The sequence below is a fragment of the Klebsiella sp. R445 genome, assembly GCF_051131755.1.
Lineage (GTDB): Bacteria > Pseudomonadota > Gammaproteobacteria > Enterobacterales > Enterobacteriaceae > Klebsiella > Klebsiella lignicola.
This window is the reverse complement of the sequence record NZ_CP180446.1, coordinates 2445935-2464006: the sequence shown is the minus strand read 5'-3', so window position 1 is coordinate 2464006 and position 18072 is coordinate 2445935. Positions and strand designations below refer to the sequence as shown.

19 protein-coding genes and 1 other annotated feature (1 of these 20 running past the window's edge) are annotated in these 18072 nt (G+C 55.2%); of the genes, 12 read left to right on the top strand and 7 right to left on the bottom strand.

Annotated elements, in window-relative coordinates; translation table 11 throughout:
- The first annotated feature begins 8 nt into the window (after positions 1-8).
- Complete coding sequence (gene deoB / locus ACMYSN_RS11455) at positions 9-1232, top strand: phosphopentomutase (protein ID WP_123757602.1); 1224 nt, start codon at positions 9-11, stop codon at positions 1230-1232.
- A 62-nt stretch (positions 1233-1294) separates the two neighbouring features.
- Positions 1295-2014 carry a purine-nucleoside phosphorylase gene (gene deoD, locus ACMYSN_RS11450; RefSeq protein ID WP_041143950.1) on the top strand — a complete coding sequence of 240 codons (720 nt, stop codon included), beginning with the start codon at positions 1295-1297 and terminating at the stop codon, positions 2012-2014.
- A gap of 84 nt (positions 2015-2098) precedes the next feature.
- Here deoD and lplA read toward each other — a convergent pair whose 3' ends face one another.
- Together lplA and ACMYSN_RS11440 are read right to left on the bottom strand one after the other, a co-directional pair.
- Positions 2099-3115, bottom strand: coding sequence for a lipoate--protein ligase A (gene lplA, locus ACMYSN_RS11445; protein ID WP_462498053.1), 1017 nt, complete (start codon positions 3113-3115; stop codon positions 2099-2101).
- Between the two features lie 11 nt (positions 3116-3126).
- Entirely contained in the window at positions 3127-3768 is a 642-nt protein-coding gene (locus ACMYSN_RS11440) for a YtjB family periplasmic protein (protein WP_123757600.1), read from the bottom strand.
- Positions 3769-3871: 103 nt separating this feature from the next.
- Here ACMYSN_RS11440 and serB point away from each other — a divergent pair, with 103 nt between their 5' ends.
- Genes serB through nadR form a run of 3 tightly spaced genes read left to right on the top strand, consistent with a single transcriptional unit; the run spans position 3872 to position 7531 of the window.
- Positions 3872-4843, top strand: coding sequence for a phosphoserine phosphatase (serB, locus tag ACMYSN_RS11435; protein ID WP_123757599.1), 972 nt, complete (start codon positions 3872-3874; stop codon positions 4841-4843).
- Positions 4844-4853: 10 nt separating this feature from the next.
- Entirely contained in the window at positions 4854-6236 is a 1383-nt protein-coding gene (gene radA, locus ACMYSN_RS11430) for a DNA repair protein RadA (RefSeq protein ID WP_123757598.1), read from the top strand.
- A gap of 56 nt (positions 6237-6292) precedes the next feature.
- A complete protein-coding gene (gene nadR / locus ACMYSN_RS11425) occupies positions 6293-7531 on the top strand; it encodes a multifunctional transcriptional regulator/nicotinamide-nucleotide adenylyltransferase/ribosylnicotinamide kinase NadR (RefSeq protein WP_462498052.1) in 1239 nt (412 codons plus the stop codon).
- A gap of 95 nt (positions 7532-7626) precedes the next feature.
- On the opposite strand, the gene ettA is transcribed toward nadR, so the two are convergent.
- Positions 7627-9294 carry an energy-dependent translational throttle protein EttA gene (gene ettA, locus ACMYSN_RS11420; RefSeq protein WP_123757596.1) on the bottom strand — a complete coding sequence of 556 codons (1668 nt, stop codon included), beginning with the start codon at positions 9292-9294 and terminating at the stop codon, positions 7627-7629.
- 357 nt (positions 9295-9651) lie between these two features.
- Between ettA and sltY the strand changes: the two genes are divergently transcribed.
- Together sltY and trpR are read left to right on the top strand one after the other, a co-directional pair.
- On the top strand, positions 9652-11589 hold the full coding sequence (gene sltY, locus ACMYSN_RS11415) for a murein transglycosylase (RefSeq protein WP_462498051.1): 1938 nt from the start codon (positions 9652-9654) through the stop codon (positions 11587-11589).
- Positions 11590-11740: 151 nt separating this feature from the next.
- A complete protein-coding gene (trpR, locus tag ACMYSN_RS11410) occupies positions 11741-12073 on the top strand; it encodes a trp operon repressor (protein ID WP_123757594.1) in 333 nt (110 codons plus the stop codon).
- Here the strand turns inward: trpR and yjjX are convergent.
- Positions 12060-12575, bottom strand: a complete 516-nt coding sequence (gene yjjX / locus ACMYSN_RS11405; RefSeq protein ID WP_462498050.1) for a non-canonical purine NTP phosphatase — start codon at positions 12573-12575, stop codon at positions 12060-12062. The genes trpR and yjjX overlap by 14 nt on opposite strands.
- Positions 12576-12812: 237 nt before the next feature.
- Here yjjX and gpmB point away from each other — a divergent pair, with 237 nt between their 5' ends.
- Positions 12813-13460 (top strand): 2,3-diphosphoglycerate-dependent phosphoglycerate mutase GpmB, encoded by a 648-nt coding sequence (gpmB, locus tag ACMYSN_RS11400; RefSeq protein ID WP_462498049.1) that lies wholly within the window; start codon positions 12813-12815, stop codon positions 13458-13460.
- Here the strand turns inward: gpmB and robA are convergent.
- A complete protein-coding gene (gene robA / locus ACMYSN_RS11395; protein ID WP_462498048.1) occupies positions 13457-14326 on the bottom strand; it encodes an MDR efflux pump AcrAB transcriptional activator RobA in 870 nt (289 codons plus the stop codon). The genes gpmB and robA overlap by 4 nt on opposite strands.
- A 209-nt stretch (positions 14327-14535) precedes the next feature.
- Here robA and creA point away from each other — a divergent pair, with 209 nt between their 5' ends.
- Complete coding sequence (gene creA, locus ACMYSN_RS11390; RefSeq protein ID WP_123757590.1) at positions 14536-15018, top strand: protein CreA; 483 nt, start codon at positions 14536-14538, stop codon at positions 15016-15018.
- On the opposite strand, the gene ACMYSN_RS11385 is transcribed toward creA, so the two are convergent.
- Positions 15012-15449, bottom strand: coding sequence for an MFS transporter (locus ACMYSN_RS11385; protein WP_462498047.1), 438 nt, complete (start codon positions 15447-15449; stop codon positions 15012-15014). The genes creA and ACMYSN_RS11385 overlap by 7 nt on opposite strands.
- 281 nt (positions 15450-15730) lie before the next feature.
- Positions 15731-16447: a two-component system response regulator ArcA gene (arcA, locus tag ACMYSN_RS11380; protein WP_123757587.1), complete on the bottom strand. Its 717-nt coding sequence runs from the start codon at positions 16445-16447 to the stop codon at positions 15731-15733.
- A gap of 95 nt (positions 16448-16542) precedes the next feature.
- Between arcA and yjjY the strand changes: the two genes are divergently transcribed.
- The 3 genes from yjjY to thrL all read left to right on the top strand — a co-directional run bounded on the left by yjjY (position 16543) and on the right by thrL (position 18044).
- The gene (gene yjjY / locus ACMYSN_RS11375) at positions 16543-16683 is read left to right on the top strand and encodes a YjjY family protein (RefSeq protein ID WP_049268126.1); all 141 of its coding nucleotides are present in this window, start codon (positions 16543-16545) and stop codon (positions 16681-16683) included.
- Between the two features lie 394 nt (positions 16684-17077).
- Positions 17078-17764, top strand: a complete 687-nt coding sequence (locus tag ACMYSN_RS11370) for an RNA methyltransferase (RefSeq protein WP_462498046.1) — start codon at positions 17078-17080, stop codon at positions 17762-17764.
- A gap of 211 nt (positions 17765-17975) precedes the next feature.
- Positions 17976-18044 carry a thr operon leader peptide gene (thrL, locus tag ACMYSN_RS11365; RefSeq protein WP_071824685.1) on the top strand — a complete coding sequence of 23 codons (69 nt, stop codon included), beginning with the start codon at positions 17976-17978 and terminating at the stop codon, positions 18042-18044.
- Positions 17983-18072: a sequence feature (Thr leader region), on the top strand; it runs 28 nt beyond the window's last position. It overlaps the preceding gene by 62 nt.

The following is an 18072-nucleotide window of genomic DNA, read 5'->3' as shown; positions in this document are numbered from 1 at the left end:
AGAATAATATGAAACGTGCATTTATTATGGTGCTGGACTCTTTCGGCATCGGTGCGACTGAAGATGCCGCTCGCTTTGGCGACGTCGGCGCAGACACCCTGGGACATATCGCTGAGGCGTGTGCGAAAGGGGAAGCAGACCATGGCCGTCAAGGCCCGCTGAATCTGCCAAACCTGACCCGTCTGGGTCTGGTGAAAGCCCATGAAGGCTCTACCGGTAAAATTGCCGCGGGTATGGACGGCAACGCCGAAGTCATCGGCGCGTACGGCTGGGCCCACGAGCTCTCATCCGGTAAAGATACTCCGTCAGGCCACTGGGAAATCGCCGGTGTGCCGGTACTGTTTGACTGGGGCTACTTCTCCGATCACGAAAACAGCTTTCCGCAGGAGCTGCTGGACAAGCTGGTTAAGCGTGCCAATCTGCCGGGCTACCTCGGTAACTGCCACTCCTCGGGTACCGTGATTCTCGATCAACTGGGCGAAGAGCATATGAAAACCGGCAAGCCGATTTTCTATACTTCTGCTGACTCGGTGTTCCAGATCGCCTGCCATGAAGAGACCTACGGCCTCGATAAGCTGTATGAGCTGTGCGAAATTGCCCGTGAAGAGCTGACCGAAGGCGGTTACAACATCGGCCGCGTTATTGCGCGTCCGTTTATCGGCGACAAAGCCGGTAACTTCCAGCGTACCGGTAACCGTCATGACCTGGCGGTGGAACCACCGGCGGCGACGGTCCTGCAGAAACTGGTGGACGAGAAAGACGGCCACGTGGTGTCGGTCGGGAAAATTGCCGATATCTACGCCAACTGCGGGATCACTAAAAAAGTGAAAGCGACGGGCCTGGATGCGCTGTTTGACGCCACCATCACCGAGATGAAAGAAGCCGGTGATAAGACTATCGTCTTCACCAACTTTGTTGATTTCGACTCTTCCTGGGGCCACCGTCGCGATATCGCCGGTTATGCTGCGGGTCTGGAACTCTTCGACCGCCGTCTGCCTGAGCTGATGGCGCTGGTGGGCGAGGACGATCTGCTGATCCTGACCGCCGACCATGGCTGCGACCCGAGCTGGCAGGGTACCGACCACACCCGCGAACATATTCCGGTGCTGGTGTACGGCCCGAAAGTTAAAGCCGGTTCCCTGGGCCACCGCGAAACCTTCGCGGATATCGGTCAGACCCTGGCAAAATACTTTGGTACTTCTGACATGGAATATGGCAAAGCCATGTTCTGAGGTCATTGCCGGGTGGCGGCAGCGCCACCGGGCACAAAAATTCAAATTAAAAGGAACTGAAGATGGCAACTCCACATATTAACGCCGAGATGGGTGATTTCGCTGACGTCGTGCTGATGCCGGGCGATCCGCTGCGTGCGAAGCACATCGCGGAAACTTTCCTTGAAGACGTGCGTGAAGTGAACAACGTGCGCGGCATGCTGGGCTTCACCGGTACTTACAAGGGCCGCAAAATCTCCGTCATGGGTCACGGTATGGGTATCCCATCCTGCTCCATCTACACCAAAGAGCTGATCACCGATTTCGGCGTGAAGAAGATTATTCGTGTGGGTTCCTGCGGCGCGGTACGTGCTGATGTGAAACTGCGTGATGTTGTTATCGGGATGGGCGCGTGCACCGACTCTAAAGTCAACCGCCTGCGCTTTAAAGACCATGACTTTGCTGCAATTGCTGATTTCGGCATGGTGCGCAACGCTGTTGATGCGGCGAAAGCACTGGGCGTAGACGCGCGCGTGGGTAACATTTTCTCCGCCGACCTGTTCTACACGCCGGATCCGTCAATGTTCGACGTGATGGAAAAATACGGCATCCTGGGTGTGGAAATGGAAGCCGCCGGGATCTACGGCGTGGCGGCAGAGTTCGGTGCGAAAGCGCTGACCATCTGTACCGTTTCCGATCATATCCGTACCCACGAGCAGACCACTGCTGCCGAGCGTCAGACCACCTTCAACGATATGATCAAAATCGCGCTGGAATCCGTTCTGCTGGGCGATCAAGAGTAATCGTATCCCGTCCCTCTCCGTGGGAGAGGGACGCTGTTTCCCGCGGCGCGCCTGGCGCTGTCGCGGGAACGTCACCTGCCAGTACTACCGCACCGCCCTCGCGATCCATGTGGACAGCTCACTCAGCTCTTTTTCCTGCTCCGGGAAGGTTTCCCGCAACGTCTCGCAGGTCTGTTGTAATACCTCGGCCCGATATGCGCAGCCTTGTAATTGCTCAGCCAGCGCCTCCAGCGGTGCCGGATTCAGGCTATCGGTAAAGACCTGAGCTCGGGTGATATGCCCCTTCTCAACGTCGAAATGCAGCTCGACGCCGCCCCAGCTAAAGCGCTCATCCAGCAGGTGGGAAAAGGCCGGTGCCTGGCCAAAATTCCATGCCCAGCTGCTCTGGCGCGCGAAGGTGTCGGCAAAATTCGGCAGATCCGGGGTCTTATCCGGTGAAATGACTTCGGCGGCGACGCGTTCGCCGTAGTGATCGAAAAAGGCCTCTTCAATCGCGGTACATACCTGCTGGTGGGTGACGCCCGGCAGCAGCTCGACCAGGTTTGCCACCCGGCCGCGAACCGAGGTAATGCCTTTCGCCTGGAGCTTTTTCTTGTCCGGATTGAGGTAATTTGCCAGACGGCTCAAATCGGCATTCAACAGCAGCGTGCCGTGGTGAAAGCCGCGGTCAATGGTTTCGCGGTAGGCGGAGCCGGAAACTTTGCGATCGCCTTCGGCCGTTTTCACCACCAGGTCGTTGCGCCCGGACGCTTCAGCTGTAACGCCCAACGCGTTAAGCGCGGCCAGCACAATCCGGGTGGAGACGGTTTTGTCGTATTCCGGTTTGCCAGCCATAAAGGTAAAGCAGGTATTGCCCAGGTCGTGGAATACCGCACCGCCACCGCTGCTGCGACGGGCCAGGCGCACGTTATCCTCTTCCATACGACGGGTGTTGCACTCTTTCCACGGGTTTTGTGCCCGCCCAATCACCACCGTGTCGGCGTTGCGCCACAGGAACAACACCCGTTGAGTGGCGGGCATCTGGCGGAAGATGCACTCCTCGACCGCGAGGTTAAACCACGGATCGGTGGAGTCTGAGAGCAGCAAGCGGAGCGTCGACATCAGCGATTTCCTTATTCTGATTCATCTTTGTCTTCATCCTGCACCGGTTTATTCGCGGTCAGCAGGAAGGGGGATTGTTGCCAGCGGGTGCGTTTACCCTGTAGCAGGGTTCGGGTCAGCACCACGCCGATAGCCAGCGATAGCAGGAGCATCAGGCGTAAAATGTTGGTGGTATTATCCACCTGTTTTGCCTCGGTCGCTAAGGTATGGGTGTCCAATGTCAGGCGCAGGTAGCCGAGCGGACCGTTTTTACCTTCAATTGGCTCCACGATTTGCTGATTGAAGTAGCCGCCCGCTTTTTTGCCATCCAGCGCCAGCCGGTCGCGGACATTAACCCCTTCGCCCGAGCGGGCAACCAGATCGCCCTGATCGTCATAGACCCCAGCATCGAGGATCCGGCTCTGGCGAGTGAGCTGCTCCAGCAGTTGGCCGATGCGCTTTTCATCAGGCGTTTCGCTACGCATCATCGGGGCCAGATTCAGAGTAACCTGCTGCGCAAGGGTGCGAGCCAGTTCTTCTAACTGTGGATTACGTTGCTTTTGGCTGTTCTGGCTGAACCACGACGCACCCTGCATCAGAGCAACGAGCAGCGCGAGACAGATAAGAACAATGACCGCGCGATGCAGTCGGAATTTCAGTTTTGCGCGTACCATATTCCACCTTTAATATTTACAGCTTAATGTTGCCAGAAGCGTTGGTTACAAGGTAGCCTCATGCGTTATTTTCCTGGCTTGAATAAAGAAATGTGGAGCCGTAATGCCAAACAGTTTGACCTGGTGCGATCTGCCCGAAGATGTTTCCCTGTGGCCTGGATTACCGCTTTCGCTGAGCGGTGATGAGGTCATGCCGCTGGATTATCACGCCGGTCGTAGCGGCTGGCTGCTGTACGGACGTGGCCTGGATAAACGCCGTCTGACGGACTGGCAGCGTGAACTGGGGGCGGCGTTGGTGATTGTGGCTTCCTGGGCGGTCGACGACTATCAGGTGATTCGTCTGGCGGGCTCCCTGACGCAGCGGGCAACCCGGCTGGCCCACGATGCGGGGCTGGATGTCGCGCCCTTAGGCAAAATTCCTCATCTGCGCACTCCGGGGCTGCTGGTGATGGACATGGACTCAACGGCGATTCAGATCGAGTGTATCGACGAAATCGCTAAGCTGGCCGGCACCGGCGAACTGGTGTCGGAAGTGACCGAGCGCGCGATGCGCGGCGAGCTGGACTTCACCGCCAGCCTGCGCCAGCGCGTAGCGACGCTGAAAGATGCCGATGCCGGTATTCTGCTGCAGGTCCGTGAGTCGCTGCCGCTGATGCCGGGCCTGACCCAGCTGGTGCTGAAGCTCGAAACGCTGGGCTGGAAGGTGGCGATTGCCTCCGGCGGCTTCACCTTCTTTGCCGAATACCTGCGCGATAAGCTGCATCTTGATACCGTGGTCGCCAACGAACTGGAGATCATGGACGGCAAGCTGACCGGCAACGTCATCGGCGATATCGTCGATGCGAAATACAAAGCCGCGACTCTGAAGAAGCTGGCGGAAAAATATGAAATCCAGCCTACGCAAACCGTGGCAATTGGCGATGGCGCCAACGATCTGCCGATGATCAAGGCGGCGGGTCTGGGGATCGCCTATCATGCCAAGCCAAAAGTGAACGAACAGTCGGAAGTGACCATTCGTCACGCCGATCTGATGGGGGTCTTCTGTATCCTCTCTGGTAGCATGAATCAAAAGTAAGAGGTAACACGTGGCGAAAGCTCCAAAACGCGCATTTGTCTGTAATGAATGTGGTGCGGATTACCCGCGCTGGCAGGGGCAGTGCAGCGCCTGCCAGGCCTGGAATACCATCACCGAGATGCGCATTGCCGCTTCGCCGCAGGTGGCGAGAAACGAGCGTCTGACGGGCTACGCCGGGAATGCCGGCGTGTCGAAAGTGCAAAAACTGTCGGAGATCAGCCTTGAGGCGCTCCCGCGTTTCTCCACCGGCTTTAAAGAGTTCGACCGCGTTCTGGGCGGCGGCGTAGTGCCCGGTAGCGCAATTCTGATTGGCGGCAGCCCCGGCGCCGGTAAATCAACGCTGCTGCTGCAGACGCTGTGCCGGCTGTCCGAAAATATGAAGACGCTGTATGTCACCGGGGAAGAGTCGCTGCAGCAGGTGGCGATGCGTGCGCACCGTCTGGGGCTGCCGACGGCCAATCTCAACATGCTCTCGGAAACCAGCATCGAGCAAATCTGTCAGATAGCCGATGACGAAAAGCCGCAGCTGATGGTGATCGACTCGATCCAGGTGATGCATATGGCTGACGTGCAGTCGTCGCCGGGCAGCGTCGCTCAGGTGCGTGAAACCGCCGCCTATCTGACCCGGTTCGCCAAAACCCGCGACGTGGCGATTATCATGGTTGGCCATGTGACCAAAGACGGCTCGCTGGCAGGGCCGAAGGTGCTGGAGCACTGTATCGACTGTTCGGTGCTGCTGGATGGCGACGCCGACTCACGCTTTCGTACCTTACGCAGCCATAAAAACCGTTTTGGCGCGGTGAATGAGCTAGGCGTCTTCGCGATGACCGAACAGGGGCTGCGTGAAATCAGCAACCCGTCGGCGATTTTCCTTAGCCGGGGCGATGAAGTCACTTCCGGCAGCTCGGTGATGGTAGTTTGGGAAGGCACCCGTCCGCTGCTGGTGGAGATCCAGGCGCTGGTCGATCACTCGATGATGTCAAACCCGCGGCGCGTGGCGGTGGGGCTGGAGCAGAATCGTCTGGCGATTTTGCTGGCGGTACTGCATCGCCACGGCGGCCTGCAGATGGCCGACCAGGACGTGTTTGTTAACGTCGTCGGCGGGGTGAAAGTGGCAGAAACCAGCGCCGACCTGGCCTTGCTGCTGGCGATGGTCTCCAGCCTGCGCGATCGCCCGTTGCCGCAGGATCTGGTGGTCTTCGGTGAAGTGGGGTTATCAGGTGAGATCCGTCCGGTGCCGAGCGGCCAGGAGCGGATTTCCGAAGCGGCAAAACACGGTTTTCGCCGCGCCATTGTTCCGGCAGCCAACGTGCCGAAAAAAGCACCAGAAGGGATGCAAATCTTTGGTGTGAAAAAGCTTTCAGACGCACTAAGTGTGTTTGACGACTTATAATTAAATACCCGTTGCCCCGGGTATTTTCTTTATTTTTGCTAAAGCAGGAGGCTCTTGTGTCATCGTTCGACTATCTCAAAACCGCCATAAAGCAGAAGGGCTGTACACTGCAGCAGGTTGCGGAAGCCAGCGGAATGACCAAAGGCTATTTGAGCCAATTGCTGAATGCCAAGATCAAAAGCCCCAGCGCGCAGAAGCTGGAAGCGCTGCACCGTTTTCTGGGGCTTGAATTCCCGCGCCGGCAAAAGAGCGTAGGCGTGGTGTTTGGCAAATTTTATCCGCTGCATACCGGGCATATCTATCTTATCCAGCGCGCCTGTAGCCAGGTGGATGAGCTGCATATCATCATGGGCTACGACGATCCCCGTGACCGCGAGCTGTTTGAAAAGAGCGCGATGTCGCAGCAGCCGACCGTGCCTGACCGACTGCGCTGGCTGCTGCAGACCTTTAAATATCAAAAAAACATTCGTATCCATGCCTTCAATGAAGAGGGAATGGAGCCTTATCCGCACGGCTGGGACGTCTGGAGCCATGGGATCCGCACCTTTATGGATGAAAAAGGGATTGAACCCAACTGGATCTATACCTCGGAGGAGGGCGATGCGGCGCAGTATCTCGAGCATCTGGGAATTGAAACCGTCTTGATCGATCCGAAACGTACCTTTATGAGCATCAGCGGCGGGCAGATTCGTGAAAACCCCTTCCGCTATTGGGAATATATCCCGACGGAAGTGAAGCCGTTCTTTGTGCGTACGGTGGCGATCCTCGGTGGCGAATCGAGCGGGAAATCGACGCTGGTGAACAAGCTCGCCAACATCTTCAATACTACCAGCGCCTGGGAGTATGGCCGCGACTATGTGTTTTCGCATCTTGGCGGCGATGAGATGGCTCTACAGTATTCTGACTATGACAAAATTGCACTGGGTCATGCGCAGTATATTGATTTTGCAGTAAAATATGCCAATAAAGTGGCATTTATCGATACGGATTTTGTCAGCACTCAGGCGTTTTGTCTGAAGTATGAAGGGCGCGAGCATCCCTTTGTTCAGGCGCTGATTGACGAGTACCGCTTCGACCTGGTGATTCTGCTGGAGAACAACACCCCGTGGGTGGCCGATGGCCTGCGTAGCCTGGGGAGTTCGGTGGATCGCAAAGAGTTCCAGACGCTGTTGATATCGTTGCTTAAAGAGAATGAGATCGACTTCGTGCATGTCAAGGAGTCGGACTACGATGCACGCTTCCTGTGCTGTGTCGATCTGGTGAAGCAGCTAATGGGTGAACCGCTCGCCATGTAGCCCGGATAAGGCGCTAATGCTAGCGCCCGGGACGGGGCGACGTGAGCCGCTTTTCCGGGATGAAAAAAACGGGTGGCATTTGCCACCCGTTTTTATTACTTCGCGATACGCTTGTACTTGATTCGCTTTGGCTCCAGCGCATCGGCGCCGAGAGTGCGTTTCTTGTACTCTTCGTACTCGGTAAAGTTACCTTCGAAGAACTCGACTTTACCTTCATCCTGGTAATCCAGAATGTGGGTTGCGATACGGTCGAGGAACCAACGGTCGTGCGAGATAACCATGGCACAGCCCGGGAATTCCAGCAGGGCGTTTTCTAACGCGCGCAGGGTTTCGATATCCAGGTCGTTGGTCGGTTCATCGAGCAGCAGCACGTTGCCGCCAACCTGCAGCAGCTTCGCGAGATGCAGACGACCGCGCTCACCACCGGAGAGTTCGCCTACGCGTTTACCCTGATCGACGCCCTTAAAGTTAAAGCGACCGACGTAGGCGCGGCTTGGCATCTCGGTGTTGCCAATCTTCATGATATCCAGACCACCGGAGACTTCTTCCCACACGGTTTTGCTGTTATCCATCGCATCACGGAACTGATCGACGGACGCCAGCTTCACGGTTTCACCGAGGGTGATAGCACCGGCATCAGGCTGTTCCTGACCGGACATCATGCGGAACAGCGTGGATTTACCGGCGCCGTTCGGCCCGATAATCCCGACAATCGCGCCCTTCGGTACCGAGAAGGTCAGATCGTCAATCAGCACGCGGTCGCCGTAAGACTTACGCAGGTTGCTGACTTCAACGACTTTATCCCCCAGACGGGCTCCTGGCGGAATAAACAGTTCGTTGGTTTCGTTACGCTTCTGGTATTCCACGTTGTTAAGCTCTTCAAAGCGCGCCAGACGGGCTTTGCCCTTCGACTGACGGCCTTTTGCGCCCTGGCGTACCCACTCCAGCTCTTTCTCAATGGATTTACGGCGGGCCGCTTCCTGAGACGCTTCCTGAGCCAGACGCTGATCTTTCTGCTCCAGCCAGGATGAGTAGTTGCCTTCCCATGGAATGCCTTCGCCGCGGTCCAGCTCGAGGATCCAGCCGGCGACGTTGTCGAGGAAGTAACGGTCGTGGGTAATCGCCACAACGGTTCCTTCGAAGTCGTGCAGGAAGCGTTCCAGCCAGGCCACGGATTCAGCATCCAGGTGGTTGGTTGGTTCGTCGAGCAGCAGCATGTCTGGCTTTTCCAGCAGCAGGCGGCACAGCGCCACGCGGCGGCGTTCACCACCTGACAGGGTAGCGATTTTCGCATCCCAGTCCGGCAGACGCAGGGCATCGGCCGCACGCTCCAGCTGAACGTTCAGGTTATGGCCATCGTGAGCCTGAATGATCTCTTCAAACTTGCCCTGTTGTGCGGCGAGTTTATCGAAATCGGCATCTGGCTCAGCATACTTCGCGTACACCTCATCCAGCCCTTTCAGCGCGTTAACCACTTCGGCGACCGCTTCTTCCACGGACTCACGAACGGTTTGCTCCGGGTTCAGCTGCGGCTCCTGCGGCAGATAGCCAATTTTCAGGCCAGGCTGCGGGCGGGCTTCACCTTCGATATCGGTATCGATGCCGGCCATAATGCGTAGCAGGGTAGACTTACCTGCGCCGTTCAGACCGAGAACACCGATCTTCGCGCCAGGGAAGAAGCTCAGAGAGATATTTTTCAAAATATGACGTTTCGGCGGAACCACTTTGCCGACACGATGCATGGTATAAACGAATTGAGCCACGTTGGACTTCGCCTCTTTTATATACTCGTTATCCTTCAGGCTGCCTCGGTGTTGGCGACATCTGAAACGCCGGTCACATAGTTAGCTATGCTCCCTGAGAATTCCTGTGTTGCCGCCCTGATGCAGTCAGAATGATGTTGAGTAGAGTAGTGAATAGTTTTCAAAGGCGAAGTGTAGCCTTTTTCGCACGGTAATCCCAGAGAGGCGATAGGATTCACAGAAGCGTAAAAAAATGTCCAGGACGTGGCACGTTTGGCGTTGTCTGGTTAGCATATCTATATGCGACACTGGGATATTTTACACGCGGCACGATGCTGCTCTGATGTAAACAGATGTACTTAAATAGGGGAAGAGCTTGTGGAAAAAGCCAAAACAATGGCATGGCGTCTTCTGGCGGCCAGCATCAGTCTGCTGACGTTCAGTCAACTGGTGCATGCGGATTCACTGGATGAACAGCGCAACCGCTATGCTCAAATTAAACAGGCGTGGGACAGCCGGCAGATGTCCGTTGTCGAACAGCTGATGCCTACGCTGGCGAGCTATCCGCTATACCCCTATCTGCAATACCGGCAGATAACGGACGATTTGATGAACCAGCCGACGCTGGTGGTGAAAAACTTTATTGAGGCGAACCCGACGCTGCCGCCGGCTCGCTCGCTGAAATCACGCTTCGTCAATGAACTGGCACGCCGCGCCGACTGGAACGGCCTGCTGGCATTCAGTCCTGATAAACCAACCAGCACCGAAGCGCAGTGTAATTACTACTACGCGAAGCTGAGCGTCGGGCAGACACAGGAAGCCTGGGATGGCGCAAAAACGCTGTGGCTGACCGGTAAAAGCCAGCCTAACGCCTGTGACGCGCTGTTTAGCGCCTGGCGTTCCTCCGGGAAGCAGGATCCGCTGGCGTATCTCGAGCGTATCCGTCTGGCCATGAAGGCCGGCAATACCGCCCTGGTGAGGGTGCTGGCGCAGCAGATGCCGCCGGAATACCAGACCATTTCCTCCGCGGTTGTTGCGTTGGCAAACGATCCCAATACGGTGATGACCTTTGCCCGCATCACCGGGGCGACGGACTTCACCCGCCAGATGGCAGCGGTGGCCTTTGCCAGCGTGGCCCGTCAGGATGCGGAAAACGCCCGCCTGATGATCCCGTCGTTGGTACAGGCGCAGCAGCTTAATGACGATCAAACCCAGGAGCTGCGGGATATCGTCGCCTGGCGTCTGATGGGCAATGATGTCACCGAAGAGCAGGCTATCTGGCGCGATGATGCCATTATGCGTTCGCAGTCCACTTCGCTGGTGGAGCGTCGGGTGCGAATGGCGCTAGGGGCCGGGGATCGTCATGGATTAAACACCTGGCTGGCCCGCTTGCCGATGGAAGCGAAAGAGAAAGATGAGTGGCGTTACTGGCAGGCGGATCTGCTGATGGAGCGCGGGCGCGACGACGAGGCCAAAGCGATCCTCCATTCATTGATGCAGCAGCGTGGTTTCTACCCGATGATTGCCGCCCAGCGTCTGGGAGAGGACTTCACCTTCCGCATCGATAAAGCCCCGGCGAATCTCGACTCCGCGCTGACATCCGGACCGGAAATGGCCCGGGTACGTGAGCTGATGTACTGGAATATGGACAACACCGCGCGTAGCGAGTGGGCGAACCTGGTGACCAGCCGGACCAAAGATCAGCAGGCACAGCTGGCGCGCTACGCGTTCAATCAGCACTGGTGGGATCTCAGTGTTCAGGCGACGATCGCCGGGAAGCTGTGGGATCAGCTGGAAGAGCGCTTCCCGTTGGCCTACAACGATCTGTTCTCTCGCTATGTCAGCGGCAAAGATATTCCCCAAAGCTATGCGATGGCGATCGCTCGCCAGGAGAGCGCGTGGAATCCGAAAGTCCGTTCCCCGGTTGGTGCCAGCGGCCTGATGCAAATCATGCCGGGAACGGCGACCCATACGGTCAGTATGTTCAACATCCCTGGCTACAGCAGCCCGTCGCAGCTGTTGGATCCGGAAACCAATATCAATATTGGTACCAGCTATCTGCAATATGTTTACAAGCAGTTCGGGAATAACCGTATCTACGCTTCCGCGGCCTACAACGCCGGTCCAGGGAGAGTACGCACCTGGCAGGGCAACAGCGCCGGGCGCATTGATGCGGTGGCATTTGTCGAGAGTATTCCGTTCTCGGAAACCCGTGGCTACGTGAAGAACGTCCTGTCCTACGATGCCTACTACCGTTACTTTATGGGGCAAACGGCCCCGATGCTGAGCGACGCGGAGTGGAAGCAACGCTACTGATACGCTGAGGTTTCGCGTCATGCCCCCGGCCAGTCGCCGGTGGATGGCGCGAAATCCATAGAGTATTGAGCGGAGTATGTTATGCTTTGTACTCGTTAGTGAGTACACCGACAGGCGGCCATGGCCGCCTGTTCCAACAAGGCGGCGTAACATGACCCAACAATCCCCTTATTCAACGGCTGTGGCCGAACAGCGTCATCAGGAATGGCTGCGCTTCGTTGCTCTGCTTCAGCAGGCCTACAGCGACGATCTGCATCTGCCTTTACTGCAGTTGATGCTGACCCCGGACGAGCGTGAAGCGCTGGGCACTCGCGTGCGCATCATTGAAGAGCTGCTGCGTGGAGAAATGAGCCAGCGGGAGCTGAAAAGCGAACTTGGCGCCGGGATTGCCACCATTACACGCGGTTCCAACAGCTTAAAATCGGCTCCACCCGAGCTGCGACAGTGGCTGGAGCAGGCGCTGCTGAACGCTAGCGGTAAATAAGGTTATGGAACGGGCTGAGCGCCAGCACCACCGCCTGGTGATAGACGCTGCTGCGGGTGAGTTTACCCGCGGTAAAGACGCCGATAGCCCCTTCTTTACGGCCAATCTCATCAATGCCGGTTTGCTGCGACATCACCGGTCCTAGTGCTTCGCCAGCGCGCACTTTTTCCAGAATAACCGCGGGCAATGGCAACGTTGCCGATCGCGCCTCCCCGCGCTGATGACGATCCTCAATAACGACCCAACTGAACGTGCTGCCATCGTCGATCCCTGCTTCAATCGCCACCCAGTAGTCAGCATTCGGCTGCGCTATACGGGCATTGGCGACCCTGTTTCGTGCGCCAGCGCGCGTTTCCTCATTGCCAAAGGGCTGTTCGGGTACGCCGCTCTCGACGGAGACGGACTCAATGTGGCAGGATCCTTCGCCGAAGATCTCGTTAAAAGCCTGTTGAATTGCGCGAATTTTGGCGGGATTAGTGGTAGCTGAGACAACATGGTGCATAATCAAACGACTCAGAATAAATTTACGTCGTCGTAGTATATACCCTAAATAATTCAAGTTGCATAAAGGCGGTAAGGCCGCAAATTCCCAGGAGCTTACACCGCTAAGTGACCGGGGGCCCGGATGCAGCCAACACATATGTTGCTTGAAGTATGACGGGTATACTCCAAATCGTTTTCGTTGCAGCGTGAGAGACCTGCAGCCGAAATTGTGAAGAGCACAGAACGGAAAAATAGCATGTTACAGGTACACCTTGTTCGCCATGGCGAAACGCAGTGGAACGCCGAAAGGCGCATTCAGGGCCAGTCAGACAGCCCGTTAACCCCCCACGGTGAGCGACAGGCCTGGCAGGTCGGCGAGCGCGCCAGAACGCTGAACATCACGCATATCATTGCCAGTGATTTGGGGCGTACGCGCCGGACAGCAGAAATTATCGCAGAAGCCTGCGGTTGTGATGTTGTCCTGGATTCGCGACTGCGTGAACTGGATATGGGGGTGCTTGAGAAGCGCCATATCGATTCACTGAGCGTGGAAGAAGAGGCATGGCGCCGTCGTCTGGTTGACGGAACCCCGGATGGTCGCATTCCGCAGGGCGAATCTATGCAGGAGCTGAGCGAGCGTATGCACGCGGCACTGGCCGCCTGTCTGGAGCTGCCTGCCGGAAGCCGTCCGCTGCTGGTTAGCCACGGTATTGCGCTGGGCTGCCTGGTGAGTACGATCCTCGGACTGCCGGCACATGCAGAGCGTCGTTTACGTCTGCGTAACTGCTCTATTTCGCGTGTGGATTATCAGGAGAGCCTGTGGCTGGCGCCCGGCTGGGTGGTGGAGACGGCGGGAGATATTTCGCATCTTGACGCCCCCGCCATGGATGAACTGCAGCGTTAACGACGAATCGGGATCAGGTATTCACAACGCAGTTGAATCGGCGTTTCCTGGTCCCGGCTGTCATCCTCAGGGAAAAAGCGCTCGATATCCAGACCTTTGCGACGGGTCAGATTCAGCATTGGCATGCAGGTGCCATAAACCGTCAGGATGAAATCCTGTAATCCGGTGCCTAAACCTTCGTAGGTGAACATCACATACTCGCCGCCTTCCAGCATGATCGGATGGGAGTTTTGCAGGTGACCGTTGGCCATCTCCGGCGTCAGCGCCGTGGTATAGAAAACCTCCTGCTCGTCGTCTTTCTCAAGGCTCGGGCGCGGTTCATGCAGACCGTATAGCGTCGGCGGAATCGACGGCGCATTGCCGAGGAAATCGCTCCAGAACTGCACGCGCATCTGGCTGCGGAAGTCGGAGATCTCCTCCAGCTTGCAGGTGTAACTCTGGGTTACGCCCAGCAGCGGCGTATTGCTCAGCGTGACGAATTCATGTTTCGGCATGGTGAACTCGCCCAGACGCAGCGGCGGGCGCATCCCGTAAGAGCTCCAGTCCGGCGAGCGACGATACAGCGCAGGCGTTAAAGAAAATTGCTTTTTAAACGCACGGGTGAATGTTTGTTGTGAATCAAAGCGATACTGTAGCGCGATGTCGAGAATAGGGCGAGCAGTCAGGCGCAGGGCGACCGCGGATTTTGATAAACGACGAGCGCGGATATAGGCACCGATGGCATGGCCGGTCACGTCCTTAAACATTCTTTGCAAATGCCACTTGGAATAACCCGCCTTGGCTGCCACATTATCCAGTGAAAGTGGCTGATCGAGGTGACCTTCCAGCCAGCTAAGGAGATCGCGAATAATCCCTGCTTGATCCATAAAATGTCCTCATCCATAAACTCAGGTGCCTTCTACTAAGGTAGCGGATAATAGCATTTTTTGATCTTTTAGCATTCAGTGTTTTTTTTGCTTATAAATGCGATTTATCGGTGAGAATTATACTTTTATTTGTAACGCTGTGATCTTTAAATATTTTCTGCTAAGTCGACGATCGTTATTTAGTGAAATTTTAATACAATGGTAACAATATGAAATACAAGAAGTTAGTTGCGGGGCTGCTGTTACTGGCGGGGTCTCAGGTTGTTCATGCGGAACAAATTGGCTCCGTGGATACCGTATTCAAATTTTTTGGTCCTGACCATAAGATCGTCGTAGAAGCATTTGACGATCCCGATGTTCAGAACGTGACGTGCTATATCAGCCGTGCGAAGACCGGCGGGATTAAGGGCGGTCTCGGACTGGCGGAAGATACCTCTGATGCGGCAATTTCTTGCCAGCAGGTTGGCCCAATTGAACTGAACGACAAAATCAAAAACGGCAAATCCGAGGGGAGTGTGGTATTCCAGAAACGTACTTCTCTGGTGTTTAAAAAACTGCAGGTGGTCCGTTTTTACGACAGCAAACGTCATGCGCTGGTCTACATGAGCTATTCGGATAAAGTGGTCGACGGTTCGCCGAAAAATGCCATCAGCGCCGTGCCGATCATGCCATGGGGCGTTGAGGCTCATTGACGCCAGTGGCGCGTGATGTACAGCGCTGCCGCCAGCGAACCGCCGGCGATGGTTAGCGTCAGTATAAGGTCAATCAGCGGGTCTTCTCGGCTTTCTGCGAAGTTTGCCAGAAACCACCGGGTCGTCCGCTGAGTCACCAGGCGACCATGAATAGCCCCAACCATTTGTGTGCCGAACTGGTCGGCGAGGTAGGCCGCGAATATGGTCAATAGATACAAGATAGCGCCAGGCACAAAGAACAGCGTGAACGTCTTTTTCCTTCCCAGATAGTCTGAAATCGAGGCCCAGAAGAAGCGCCCTCCGATATTAAACAAGCTCAGCAGACCGGTAAAACCCGCGGCCACGGCGGCGACTCTGGTGAGCGCGGAGGCGTCTGGCTGCTGCCAGACTGAGGACTCCGGAGCACATGTCTTTCCGATCAAAGTAGACATCGGTAGCCAGAATACTGAAAACCCATAGGCCATACCGATGCACAGGTGAATAGCCAGGGCCGCGGGAGGAACCAGCCATCGGTTAGCCAGTCAGGGGGAAGAGGGGTGGAATGCGACGCAGGTCAACGGTAAAACATGCAGGATGGATCGAGTAAGCGGGATTTTAGGATTCAGGCGGGAAAACGGTGAAAAAAGAGAACAGTATCATAATGATAACTAAAGTTATCATATTCAATAATATAGAAAACGACGCCGAAGCGCCGTGTTTCTAAAAGACCGTCTTATTCCTGCAGATCGCCACAGAAACGGTAACCTTCGCCGTGAATGGTGGCGATGATTTCCGGCGTATCCGGAATAGATTCAAAATGCTTACGAATACGACGGATGGTCACGTCGACGGTACGGTCATGTGGCTTAAGCTCACGACCGGTCATTTTCTTCAGCAGTTCAGCACGAGACTGAATTTTTCCTGGGTTTTCGCAGAAATGCAGCATCGCGCGGAACTCACTGCGCGGCAGCTTGTACTGCTCGCCCTGCGGGCTGACCAGCGAACGGCTGTTGATATCCAGTTCCCATCCGTTGAACTTGTAGCTTTCTACGCTGCGACGTTCTTCGCTCACTGTGCCCAGGTTCATGGTGCGGGAGAGAAGGTTGCGTGCGCGAATCGTCAGTTCACGAGGGTTAAACGGTTTAGTGATATAGTCATCTGCGCCGATTTCGAGGCCGAGAATCTTATCAACTTCGTTGTCGCGACCGGTAAGGAACATCAGTGCGACGTCAGCCTGTTCACGCAGTTCACGCGCCAGCAGGAGACCATTTTTACCTGGCAGGTTAATGTCCATGATCACCAGGTTGATATCATTTTCAGACAGGATCTGATGCATTTCCGCGCCATCGGTGGCTTCGAACACATCGTAACCTTCTGCTTCGAAAATACTTTTTAACGTGTTGCGTGTTACCAACTCGTCTTCAACGATAAGAATGTGCGGGGTCTGCATGTTTGCTACCTAAATTGCCAACTAAATCGAAACAGGAAGTACCAAAGTCCCTGACCTGCCTGGTACATGTCGCAAATTAACATGTCCGGCGTAACATGACTAAAGTACGTAATTGCGTTCTTGATGCACTTTCCATCAACGTCAACAACATCATTAGCTTGGTCGTGGGTACTTTCCCTCTGGACCCGACGGTGTCAAAAACGGCTGTTATCCTAACCATTTTAACAGCAATATAACAGGCTAAGAGAGGCTGAACACCCAATAAAACTACGCTTCGTTGACATATATCAAATTCAATTGTAGCACGTTAACAGTGTTGTGAAATCATCGTGTTGAAATGCTATTTATAGCCACAAATTTTACACGACTCAAATGGTTACGCTGGTAAATTAATAAATTTGTCGAATCTAATGCTCGTCCGAAGGCGCCACGGGAAATATCATTGGCAAACATATGGATAAATGCGTTCTGTTAACATACCTCGGCTCGTGGTTTGATGGAAATAGTTTAGGCTTTTTTAACGGTAATCAACGGCAATTTTAGTGATTTTTGTTGCAATTTTGTAAATTTTCGACGCGTAAAATGGGATGATTTTCATTTACGCGACGTATGAGAGTAGAAGAGACCACAATGCGCATATCTATCATATTGGTGGCCCCGGCCAGGGCAGAAAATGTCGGCGCGGCGGCACGCGCGATGAAAACGATGGGCTTTAGCGACATGCGTATTGTCGACAGCGAAGCCCATTTGCAACCTGCGGCACGTTGGGTGGCACATGGCTCCGGCGATATTCTCGATAACATCAAGGTCTATCCAACGCTTGAACAGGCATTGCATGATGTCGACTTTACCGTCGCCACGACGGCACGCAGCCGGGCGCGATTCCATTACTACGCCACGCCGCAGCAGCTGCTGCCGTTGATGGAGGAAAAGGCGCAGTGGATGAACCACGCGGCGCTGGTATTCGGCCGGGAGGATTCCGGGCTGACCAACGATGAACTGGCGTTGGCGGATGTGCTGACCGGGGTGCCGATGGTGGCGGACTATCCTTCGCTTAACTTAGGGCAATCGGTGATGGTCTACTGCTATCAACTGACCACTTTGCTGCAGCAGGTGTCAGCTGTTTCTGCCAGCGTCGATGATAATCAGCTCCAGGCATTACGTCTGCGGACGCTCGAATTATTGACCCGGCTGGGTGTTGCTGAGGACGTTAAACTGACCGACTGGTTGCAGCAGCGGATCGGGCTTTTGCAGCAGCGAGATACGGCAATGTTGCACCGATTACTGCACGATATTGAAAAAAACCTTCCAGAATAAATCTCTGTTATAAGTTTTAATTATGGTGATACATGCCGATCCGTAACGGTGAAAGTTGGCGGATCAGGATGTTTTATCCGGCCGTTGTGGCGCATTGCCCGGATGTGTCTGAAAGGGTGAAATGTAGAAATTCGTTGACTTAGACCGGCAGATACTTTAACCAATATAGGCAGGACACAGACAGATAACAATGACAGAGCACACAACATCCATGAAACGCATCAGCATGATGACAACCATTATCACCATCACCATTACCACAGGTAACGGTGCGGGCTGACGCGTAAAGGAAACAAAGAAAAAAGCCC

Bases quoted from the DNA above. Each gene is read 5' to 3' on its own strand.
- deoB (WP_123757602.1), top strand. From the start codon at position 9: ATGAAACGTGCATTTATTATGGTGCTGGACTCTTTCGGCATCGGTGCG.
- deoD (WP_041143950.1), top strand. From the start codon at position 1,295: ATGGCAACTCCACATATTAACGCCGAGATGGGTGATTTCGCTGACGTC.
- lplA (WP_462498053.1), bottom strand. From the start codon at position 3,115: ATGTCGACGCTCCGCTTGCTGCTCTCAGACTCCACCGATCCGTGGTTT.
- ACMYSN_RS11440 (WP_123757600.1), bottom strand. From the start codon at position 3,768: ATGGTACGCGCAAAACTGAAATTCCGACTGCATCGCGCGGTCATTGTT.
- serB (WP_123757599.1), top strand. From the start codon at position 3,872: ATGCCAAACAGTTTGACCTGGTGCGATCTGCCCGAAGATGTTTCCCTG.
- trpR (WP_123757594.1), top strand. From the start codon at position 11,741: ATGACCCAACAATCCCCTTATTCAACGGCTGTGGCCGAACAGCGTCAT.
- yjjX (WP_462498050.1), bottom strand. From the start codon at position 12,575: ATGCACCATGTTGTCTCAGCTACCACTAATCCCGCCAAAATTCGCGCA.
- gpmB (WP_462498049.1), top strand. From the start codon at position 12,813: ATGTTACAGGTACACCTTGTTCGCCATGGCGAAACGCAGTGGAACGCC.
- robA (WP_462498048.1), bottom strand. From the start codon at position 14,326: ATGGATCAAGCAGGGATTATTCGCGATCTCCTTAGCTGGCTGGAAGGT.
- creA (WP_123757590.1), top strand. From the start codon at position 14,536: ATGAAATACAAGAAGTTAGTTGCGGGGCTGCTGTTACTGGCGGGGTCT.
- ACMYSN_RS11385 (WP_462498047.1), bottom strand. From the start codon at position 15,449: ATGTCTACTTTGATCGGAAAGACATGTGCTCCGGAGTCCTCAGTCTGG.
- arcA (WP_123757587.1), bottom strand. From the start codon at position 16,447: ATGCAGACCCCGCACATTCTTATCGTTGAAGACGAGTTGGTAACACGC.
- yjjY (WP_049268126.1), top strand. From the start codon at position 16,543: ATGACTAAAGTACGTAATTGCGTTCTTGATGCACTTTCCATCAACGTC.
- ACMYSN_RS11370 (WP_462498046.1), top strand. From the start codon at position 17,078: ATGCGCATATCTATCATATTGGTGGCCCCGGCCAGGGCAGAAAATGTC.